We start from the raw sequence: 9,401 nt of genomic DNA on the forward strand, positions 1-9,401 counted from the left end.
ATTTATGCTAAGGGAACAACAGAAGATTATAAAGCTTTGTATGAAGCTGGCTTGATTGGAATGTCTTTACCTAGAAGGTATGGAGGTTTAAATTTCCCATTATTACCTTATGTTATGGCTGCGGAAATGGTAGCTCGTGCAGATGCAGGTTTTGCAAATATTTGGGGACTACAAGATTGTGCTGAAACTATTTATGAATTTGGTTCAGACGAACAAAAAGATAAGTTTTTACCACGATTTAACAGAGATGGAGCTACTGCAGCAATGGTTTTAACAGAGCCAGATGCAGGTTCAGATTTACAAGCTGTAAAATTAAAGGCTGTTTTTAATGTAGAAAAAAACACTTGGATTTTAAACGGTGTTAAACGTTTTATTACCAATGGTGATGCAGATATTTCATTGGTATTGGCGCGTTCAGAAGATGGAACAAATGATGCTCGTGGTTTATCCATGTTTATTTACGATAGAAATGACCATGCTGTTGAAGTACGTCATTTAGAAAAAAAATTAGGAATAAAAGGTTCTCCAACTTGTGAATTGGTATTTAAAGATGCTCCTGCTGAATTGGTAGGGAAAGAGCGATTTGGGTTGATTAAATATGTGATGTCTTTAATGAATTCAGCCCGTTTAGGTGTTGGAGCTCAATCGGTTGGTATTGCAGATGCTGCGTACAGAGAGGCATTGAAATATGCAGAAGAAAGAGCACAATTTGGAAAAGTAATTGTGAATTTTCCTGCAGTATATGAAATGTTGACGAATATGAAAGTCCGTATAGATGCACTACGTTCATTATTATATGAAACTACTCGTTTTGTGGATATTTTCAAAGCTTATGAAGAAGTAATGAAAGATAGAACGTTGGAAAAAGAAGAACGTATGGAAATGAAACATTACGGGAAACTTTCTAATGTATTTACACCGCTTATTAAATTAACGGCAAGTGAAGCTTGTAATAGAATTGCGTATGATTCTTTGCAAATTCATGGTGGTACTGGGTTTATGAAAGATTTTCCAATAGAACGTATATATAGAGATGCCCGAATTACTTCAATTTATGAAGGCACATCTCAATTGCAGGCTGTTGCTGCCATAAAAGGTGTTACAACGGGTGTTTTCTTTGAGCAAATTAAAGCATATGATGCTGAAGTTTCAGATAAAAATTGTGAAATTAGAACAAAACTTCATAAAATGGCAGAAGAATACCAATCAATTACTAAAACTGTTGTGGAACTGAAAAATAGTGAATTGATTGATTTCCATTCAACCAGACTTGTAGAAATGGCAGGGAATATAATTATGGGTTACTTGTTGGTATTAAATAGCCAAAAAGATGAAAAATTTATAAAAACAGCAAGGTTGTATGTGAATTTAGTGAGATCTGAAAACAAGGAGAGATTCGATTATATGACTGGATTTAGCGTTGAAAATTTAGAAATGTACAAAAATGTAGATTTAGAAGCATTAAAGCAATAATCCTATATTTTAAAAATTAAATAAAAACCTACTTTGTTTAAATTCAAAGTAGGTTTTTTCATTATTGTTCTTATAAAAACTGTAATTTTGGATTTCTTAAAGAAATAATTAGTGGAGTTACAATTTTCAATTATCGTTCCTGTTTATAACCGTCCTCAAGAAATTGATGAATTGTTGCAAAGTTTAACAACACAAACCTATCAAAAAAAATTTGAAGTTATTGTGGTTGAAGATGGCTCAAAATTAAAAGCTGAAGAAATTGTAAAAAACTATTCAGAGATATTAAATTTAAAGTATTTTTTTAAAGAAAACACAGGGGCTGGACTTTCTAGGAATTTTGGAATGCAAAAAGCTTCAGGAAATTATTTTATTATTTTTGATTCAGATTGTATTATTCCACCAAATTATTTGGTTGAAGTTGAAAAAGCATTAACTAAAAATTATACAGATGCTTTTGGTGGAGCTGATGCTGCGCACGAATCTTTTACAAACATTCAAAAAGCTATAAATTATAGTATGACTTCCTTTTTTACAACTGGAGGAATTAGAGGAAGTAAAAAATCTGTTGATAAATTTCAGCCAAGAAGTTTTAATTTAGGAATTTCAAAAATAGCTTTTGAAACAACAAAAGGTTTTAGTAAATTAAAGATTGGTGAAGATATAGATTTAACGTTTAGATTGTGGGAGCATAATTTTGAAACTCAGTTTATAGAAAACGCATTTGTATTTCATAAACGCAGGGCAACCTTTAAACAGTTTTTTAAACAGACTTTCGCATTTGGAAAAGGCAGACCTTTTTTAAATAGAAAATATCCTGAAACTGTAAAAATCACCTATTGGTTTCCTACATTATTTGTAGTAGGTTTTATAGTTTCAATACTGGCTTTAATTTTTAATATTAAGGTATTTGCATACTTTTATGGAGTTTATTTTATAATTATATTTTTAGATTCTTTACTGAAAAATAAAAATATTGGAGTTGCATTAGTAAGTATTATTACAACTTTAATACAATTTACCGGATATGGTTTCGGATTTATAAAAGGATTAATTGAAACAGAATAAATACTATTTATTTTAGGTTAAAAAAGAGGAAGGAACCTAAACGTTAAGACTTATTTAAACAGTTGGTTTTCTGTTTGCTTCGATAAATGAAGTGTCATAACCAGAAAAAAGTTTCATATAATGTTGAATAGAAGAACCATAGGCATCTTTAAAGGTGTTTTGACCGTGGCTTCTTAAGTACTTTTTTACATTTCCTGCTCCAGATAAATGTGCAGCTGCTAAAATTCCAGATTCTGTAATTACAATACCATTAATTTTTTTTCCAACACTTCTTTTAATATCCTTTCTCAAAATCCACTTATTTAAGGAGCAAAGCGCAACAAATGCATCTTCCTGTAACTCTGGAGTATTTAAAAAGTTGTGTGTATTGTAAATATTGAATCTTTCCAAAGTTGATCTCCCAAATTGGTACTTACCTAAATAGCCTAAGGTGTTAACTACATGATATCTTCCTTGAGATTCTTTAAAAGCAACGGCCTCTCTAAATCCATTAAAAGATGTTCCAATAAAAGGAATGTTTACTTCTAAAGATAAAAGAGTTTCTTGTTGGGTAGGTACAGAGCTAATTTCTGTTTGAAAGGCTGTAGATTCTTTAATGTTATTTTTGTCTTCTTCTGTAAAAGCTGACGCTACAATAATAATAACAAGTAAACTTAAAAATACTATTACTTTTCTCATAATTTAAAGGTATTAATCCTATTAAATTTCGGGGTGCAAAGATATGGCTTATTTTGAAGTACGCAAACAATTTGTGTTAAATTATTTTTTTTAATAAATAATTAACAAATCTAAATAAATTATTCTTATTTTTAAATTTAATAAAGGTATATGGTGTTTCTATTGAAATAAATATAATGAGGCTAAGAAATATAGCTTGTTGGCTACCTGTTAACTCCTTGCTTATTTAACCAAACTTGATACTTAAATGCGTTTTTGTTGTGTTGCGATAACGTTTTCGCAAATTCATGGGTTCCAATATTGGTTACACTGGCGCACATATAATAGTAGTTATGATTTGTTGGATTTAATATAGCTTCTATAGAAGTTATATCGGGCATTGCAATAGGCCCTGGAGGTAATCCTCTATTTTTATAAGTATTGTAGGGAGAATCTATTTCTAAGTCCTTTTTTAAAACTCTTTTTATAATAGTGCCTTCACCTAGGTTTCTTTTTAAGACAAATATTATTGTTGGATCCGCTTGTAAGGGCCATTTGTCTCTTAATCTGTTTAAATACAAACCTGCTACCATTGGTCGTTCATCAACAGATGAAGTTTCTTTTTGTACGATTGATGCTAATGTGATAACCTCGTTCTTACTCAAATTTAATTTTTTAGCTTTCTCTAATCGGGAATTATTCCAGAAGCTATGATATTCATTCAACATTTTTTTTCTAAATGATTCCGCAGATGTATTCCAGTAAAATTCATAGGTATTTGGAATGTACATTCCAAGTGCTGTATTTTTAGAAAAGCCATTTGCTTCAATAAAAGATATGTTGTTAAAACTGTTGAGTAGTGCAATAGAATCGGCTTCTATTTGTTGTGAAATTCTACCAGCCAATTTTTCAAAAGTATCTTGGTTGTTAAAAGAAACTTTTATTGGAGATTGTTTTCCGCTTCTTAAAAGATTTACCAAATCATTATTATTCATTCCTTTGGAAATTTTATATTTCCCTGATTTTATATTATTTGGATAATTTTTTTTATTGGCTACCCAAACAAAAGGTTTTACTCTTTTTAAAAATGGACGTACTAAGTTTTCAACATCACTAAAATTACTTGAAGTTGGTATAAATAGATCACCTTCTTTAATAGTATTGGCTTTGTATATTTTAGTATAATAGTTAAAGGCTAAAAAGCCTCCAATTACAAATAATAAGCTAATAATTAGTATAATACCTTTTTTTAAATTCATTTTAACTATTAATTAATTGGTATAAAATTTCATCTTTATAGGTTGAATTTGAGTACAGCCAATCCTTTTTGATTCCTACTTGTTTAAAGTTGTTTTTTTCAAATAACGCTATACTATTTAAATTATTTGAAGTGATATTTGCATAAATTTGATGTACATCTAAATAACTGAATGCGTAATCTATCACCATTTCCAACGCTTCAGAAGCGTAGCCTTTATTTTGGTGTTCAGGAAGTACTAATAACCCAATTCCAACGCGCTTATGTTGCGGGTTAAAATCGAATAGGTCAATCATTCCAACAGGAATATTTTCGGCATTGCAAATAACAAACCTATATTGTTTAGCTTCATAAATATCTTGATGGGCATTTTCAATATATTGTTGTAAGATGAATTTCGAAAAAGGAATTTGTGTACTGCTAATATCCCAAAATTGCTCATTGTTTTCTGTTGCAAACAAAAAATCTAGATCAGTAGGTTCTAGTGCGCGTAAGTTTATATTTTTTCCTAATAAAGTTGCCATTATATAGCTATGTTACCTTCAAAAACAAATTCTGCAGGCCCTTTTAAAAAAATGTTTGTGTATTTGTTCTTAACTTTCTCAAAAGAAACTTCTAAATCACCACCTAAGACTTCAATTTTTATTGAATTTTCGTCAGTTTTATTTGTTATATGAGCAGCAATTGCCACCGCAGTAACTCCAGTTCCGCAAGCTAAAGTTTCACCTTCAACACCACGCTCGTAGGTTCTAACTTTAAATGAATTAGCTGTAATTTTTTCAGCAAAATTCACATTTGTTCCTGTTTCAAAATAAGGCGCTCCATATCTTATTTTAGCACCCAATTTTTTAACATTAATTTCAGCAATATTTTTAGAAAATTGCACATGATGAGGGGAACCCGTATTTAAAAACACGTTACTATCGGTAACCTTAATTTCACTAATATCAATCATTTTAAGACTTACAATTTCATTTGCTATAGTTGCATAATGCAATCCGTCAACAGCATTAAAAGTAGTTTCATCTGTAATAATTCCTAACTGTTTTGCAAAAGCCACTATGCACCTGCCACCATTTCCACACATGCTCCCTTCATTTCCATCGGCATTAAAATATACCATTGTAAAGTCTTCCTTTTTTGAAGGCTCTAATAAAATAAGTCCGTCAGCTCCAATTCCGAAACGTCTATCGCACAATTTGTTAATTAAATGTGTGTTAGTTTTAGGAAAGAGAAGGTCTCTATTATCAACCATTATAAAATCGTTTCCAGCACCTTGGTATTTGTAAAAATGTAATTTCATTGTTGCAAATGTAGTAAATTCAAAGTAGTTTTTTGTACCTAAAAATGAAAGCTGAATTGTAAAATGTTAAAAATGGTTAAATGAGCGTTAACGAAGCGTTAAAGCTATTTTTGCGATGCAATAAAATTTTAAATTTGGGTGTTAATAAATTAAATTTTATAAAAATGAAAAAAATAATAAGTATTGTCTTGTTTTCGGCTTTAGGAGGTGCATTAACTTTAGGTGCTTATAAATTATTTATAGAAAAGCCACAAATAGTAATTGAAAAATCGGTGGATGAAAGTCCGGTAACGATTGCTACCGATTACACAAATGCATTCGGTACTTCAATGGAAAATACTGATTTTACAGTTGCGGCAGAAAAAACTTTGAATGCCGTAGTACATGTAAAAAATACTTCCTACAAAACTGTGAGAGATCCGTTTGCCGAGTTTTTTTACGGTCAGGGAAATAGTACTAAAAAATATTCGCAGGTTGGAACGGGAAGTGGTGTAGTTTTTTCTTCCGATGGTTATATAATCACTAACAATCACGTAGTTAAGGGTGCGACAGATATAGAAGTCACTTTAAACAATAAGAAAGTATTTAAGGCTGAGCTGATTGGAACGGATGCTACAAACGACATTGCACTACTTAAAATTGAAGAAAACGATTTACCCTATATAACTTTTGCAAATTCCGATGCCGTTAAAGTAGGCGAATGGGTATTAGCTGTTGGGAATCCATACAATTTAACATCTACCGTTACCGCTGGAATTATAAGTGCTAAAGGAAGAGATTTAGATGGAAATAGTGGTGTGGATTCATTTTTACAAACAGATGCTGCGGTGAATCCAGGAAATAGCGGTGGAGCATTGGTAAATACAAGAGGAGAACTTATTGGAATAAATACAGCAATTTCCTCCAGAACAGGTTCTTTTATAGGGTATTCATTTGCAGTTCCTTCAAATATTGCTAAAAAAGTTATTGAAGATTTAATGGAATTTGGAAATGTGCAAAAAGCAATTTTAGGTGTAAGTGGTGGAGAGTTAAATGGAAAAATTGCTGAAAATTTAGATTTAGATATTTCTGAAGGATTTTATATTTCTAGTGTAGTTGAAAATTCTGGTGCAGCTAAAGCAGGATTACAAAAAGACGATATTATTGTTAATTTAGATGGTGTTAAAATTACATCGTATGCAGATTTAACGGGTTTTTTAAATACTAAAAGACCTAATGACGTTATAAATGTAACGTTTGTTAGAAATGGCGAAGAAAATAAAACGAGGGTAGTTTTAAGTAAAAATGAAATTAGTGAAGTGAGTTCTTTAGGCTTAGAACTAAAAAATTTAGATGCATCAGAATTAAAGAAATTAAAGCTTGAAAATGGTGTTAAAGTTACTAATATTACAAATAAAGAATTGCAGTATTATGGTGTGAAAAACGGCTATATTATTACTGCAATTAATGGTGAAAAAATGTACTCTGTTGATGCTGTAAATGCAATGATTTCATCTAAAACTAAAGGGGAAGTTTTAAGAATTGAAATGTTAAATTTAGATGGAGAGACGGAACGCTATATATTTAAATAATTGTTTGGTTAATATTTTTAAGCTGACTAAAAGGTAACCTTTTAGTCAGCTTTTTTATTAAGACTTTTTATGTGAAAATTATTTGTGTTCTGTCTCCATCACACATTTCATAAAATTCACCAATAGTAATAATGTCAGATACTTCGTCAGATAAGTCTTCTTTTTTTAATTTAAACATATCTACTGCTAATTTACACGCATAAATTTCACCACCACCAGCAGTAATCATTTCTAAAAACTCATCAACTGGAGGCATATCTAACGCTTCCATTTGTTTACGCATCATACTTGAAACGGCTGATTCCACACCTGGTAATCCACCTAACATAGTAGGAAACGGAAGTCCACCTGGCATTCTCATTGCAGGATTACCTGTTGTTGCTGTATGTAAATGGTTCATTGCTTTTTTAGTGATGCCGTCTAAGCCAAAAAATGTAAAAAACACTTTGGTTTCTATGCCTTCCATTACGGCTCCATTCGCCATAACTAAACTAGCATATACATCTTCTAAACTTCCTTTAGCACATATTAAGCAAACTTTTTCTAATGGTTTTTTTTCTGTACTCATAATTTTTATTTTTTATAAATGAAACTAGTTTAAATACAACTAGTTGGTTTAGGAATTCCTGCAATTTTCGAAGAGAATTTTAAAGGTCCTTTTGGAAATAATTTGTATAAACCTTTAATATCAACAACACCTGATTTACCAACACCTCTTATTGTTAGCGCTTCTTTTGCAGCGGTTTTTTCGCGTAAATAGTTGATAACCTCAAAGTGTTTTGGAGTTAATTCAATTCCAATTTCACTTGCAATCTCTTTTGCTATATCTTCATTCCATTGATTCATATCTTCTAAGTATCCGTCTTCCGAAACGTTTACTTCTTTTCCTGCTATTGTTTTTACTGGCATAATTATTATTTTTTAGTGTTAATTTAATAGTTTATTTTGTTTCTGGTTTAATATCAAAAACTTTTCCTTTAAAACTCATGTTTCTTGATACAAATGGAATTGAAATTCCTTTTAAAAGCATATTCCAATAAATCCATCGGAAAGCTAATTTCCCCCAATGATTTAAAACACTCTCTTTAAGCAAATTAAGTGGTCCTATTTTTGCGAAAGGGAATTTTCCGTGCACTGGTTCTGTTACATAATTAAAATCAATAAGTAACGCTTTGTTATTTCCTGTTTCAATAAAGCAATTTGCGTGCCCATCAAATTCTTTTTTTAATGGATAACCATCAATATATAAAAGAATATTATCTGTTAATGTCTCTGCTTGGAAATGTGCTACAGATCCAGCTTTAGATGCAGGAACATTTGTAGCATCTCCTATTACAAAAATATTTTCATGTGCTAATGATTGTAATGTGTTATGGTCTGTAGGTATAAAATTTAAATCATCTCCTAAACCAGATTTTTCAATTACTTCATCACCCATATTTGTTGGGATTGTTACTAATAAATCAAAAGGGATTTTTCGATCTTCATAATCTACTAGTTCTTTTGTGTCGTTGTCGATACTTTCTATGGCAAAATCAGTCTCAATTTTAATTCCTTTTTCAGATAAAAGATAATTTAAGGCAGTAGTACATGTTGGCTTTGTAAATGCTCCCGAAAGTGGTGTAACATAAGATATTTCAACTTTATCTCTCATACCTTTTTTACGGAAATAATCATCTGCTAAAAATGCAAATTCTAAAGGAGCAACTGGACATTTAATTGGCATTTCTGTTATATGTACCACCAATTTGCCACCTTCCCAATTTCTAAGTTTATTTCTTAAAGCTAGAGAACCTTCAAAAGTGTAAAAATCAAAAATATCTTTTTTCCATAAAGGACCTATTAACCCAGGAGTTTCTTCAGGTGCAATTTTTGAACCTGTAGCAATTATGAGCACATCGTAATTTAAAGTTTCATCTTCTAACTGAACTTTGTTTTCTTCAGGAAAAATTTGTTCAATTCTTTTTTGAATATAGTTTACATCACTCGGAATAAATTTTTTTCCAACTTTTTTTACTTGTTTCTCAGTATAAATATCAAAAGGTAAGAATAAAAAACCAGGTTGGTAATAATG

General features: G+C 30.7%; 10 protein-coding genes. 3 read left to right on the forward strand and 7 right to left on the reverse strand.

The features are described from left to right. Both AB1Z17_RS09460 and AB1Z17_RS09465 read left to right on the forward strand, forming a co-directional pair. A partial coding sequence (locus AB1Z17_RS09460; protein WP_368051559.1) for an acyl-CoA dehydrogenase family protein occupies positions 1-1,473 on the forward strand: 1,473 nt, incomplete at its 5' end. A gap of 111 nt (positions 1,474-1,584) precedes the next feature. After that, complete coding sequence (locus tag AB1Z17_RS09465; protein WP_368051560.1) at positions 1,585-2,538, forward strand: glycosyltransferase family 2 protein; 954 nt, start codon at positions 1,585-1,587, stop codon at positions 2,536-2,538. Positions 2,539-2,592: 54 nt separating this feature from the next. On the opposite strand, the gene AB1Z17_RS09470 is transcribed toward AB1Z17_RS09465, so the two are convergent. The 4 genes from AB1Z17_RS09470 to dapF form a co-directional block, all read right to left on the reverse strand. Beyond that, entirely contained in the window at positions 2,593-3,216 is a 624-nt protein-coding gene (locus AB1Z17_RS09470; protein ID WP_368051561.1) for a peptidoglycan-binding protein LysM, read from the reverse strand. Between the two features lie 203 nt (positions 3,217-3,419). Then, positions 3,420-4,454 carry an endolytic transglycosylase MltG gene (mltG, locus tag AB1Z17_RS09475; RefSeq protein WP_368051562.1) on the reverse strand — a complete coding sequence of 345 codons (1,035 nt, stop codon included), beginning with the start codon at positions 4,452-4,454 and terminating at the stop codon, positions 3,420-3,422. A 1-nt stretch (position 4,455) separates the two neighbouring features. After that, positions 4,456-4,977, reverse strand: coding sequence for a GNAT family N-acetyltransferase (locus AB1Z17_RS09480; RefSeq protein ID WP_368051563.1), 522 nt, complete (start codon positions 4,975-4,977; stop codon positions 4,456-4,458). After that, complete coding sequence (gene dapF / locus AB1Z17_RS09485) at positions 4,977-5,756, reverse strand: diaminopimelate epimerase (RefSeq protein WP_368051564.1); 780 nt, start codon at positions 5,754-5,756, stop codon at positions 4,977-4,979. Before dapF ends, AB1Z17_RS09480 begins: the two co-directional genes overlap by 1 nt. A 164-nt stretch (positions 5,757-5,920) precedes the next feature. Here dapF and AB1Z17_RS09490 point away from each other — a divergent pair, with 164 nt between their 5' ends. After that, positions 5,921-7,327 carry a trypsin-like peptidase domain-containing protein gene (locus AB1Z17_RS09490; RefSeq protein WP_368051565.1) on the forward strand — a complete coding sequence of 469 codons (1,407 nt, stop codon included), beginning with the start codon at positions 5,921-5,923 and terminating at the stop codon, positions 7,325-7,327. Between the two features lie 67 nt (positions 7,328-7,394). Here the strand turns inward: AB1Z17_RS09490 and AB1Z17_RS09495 are convergent, their stop codons facing one another. The 3 genes from AB1Z17_RS09495 to AB1Z17_RS09505 form a co-directional block, all read right to left on the reverse strand. Beyond that, on the reverse strand, positions 7,395-7,895 hold the full coding sequence (locus AB1Z17_RS09495; RefSeq protein WP_134247808.1) for a DsrE/DsrF/DrsH-like family protein: 501 nt from the start codon (positions 7,893-7,895) through the stop codon (positions 7,395-7,397). Positions 7,896-7,924: 29 nt separating this feature from the next. Beyond that, the gene (locus AB1Z17_RS09500) at positions 7,925-8,236 is read right to left on the reverse strand and encodes a TusE/DsrC/DsvC family sulfur relay protein (RefSeq protein WP_368051566.1); all 312 of its coding nucleotides are present in this window, start codon (positions 8,234-8,236) and stop codon (positions 7,925-7,927) included. A gap of 31 nt (positions 8,237-8,267) precedes the next feature. Further along, positions 8,268-9,401, reverse strand: a 1,134-nt coding sequence (locus AB1Z17_RS09505) for an NAD(P)/FAD-dependent oxidoreductase (protein WP_368051567.1), incomplete at its 5' end; no start/stop codon positions are given.

The organism is Lutibacter sp. (genome assembly GCF_040883305.1).
Lineage (GTDB): Bacteria > Bacteroidota > Bacteroidia > Flavobacteriales > Flavobacteriaceae > Lutibacter.

Bases quoted from the DNA above. Each gene is read 5' to 3' on its own strand.
- dapF (WP_368051564.1), bottom strand. From the start codon at position 5,756: ATGAAATTACATTTTTACAAATACCAAGGTGCTGGAAACGATTTTATA.
- AB1Z17_RS09490 (WP_368051565.1), top strand. From the start codon at position 5,921: ATGAAAAAAATAATAAGTATTGTCTTGTTTTCGGCTTTAGGAGGTGCA.
- AB1Z17_RS09470 (WP_368051561.1), bottom strand. From the start codon at position 3,216: ATGAGAAAAGTAATAGTATTTTTAAGTTTACTTGTTATTATTATTGTA.
- AB1Z17_RS09500 (WP_368051566.1), bottom strand. From the start codon at position 8,236: ATGCCAGTAAAAACAATAGCAGGAAAAGAAGTAAACGTTTCGGAAGAC.
- mltG (WP_368051562.1), bottom strand. From the start codon at position 4,454: ATGAATTTAAAAAAAGGTATTATACTAATTATTAGCTTATTATTTGTA.
- AB1Z17_RS09480 (WP_368051563.1), bottom strand. From the start codon at position 4,977: ATGGCAACTTTATTAGGAAAAAATATAAACTTACGCGCACTAGAACCT.
- AB1Z17_RS09495 (WP_134247808.1), bottom strand. From the start codon at position 7,895: ATGAGTACAGAAAAAAAACCATTAGAAAAAGTTTGCTTAATATGTGCT.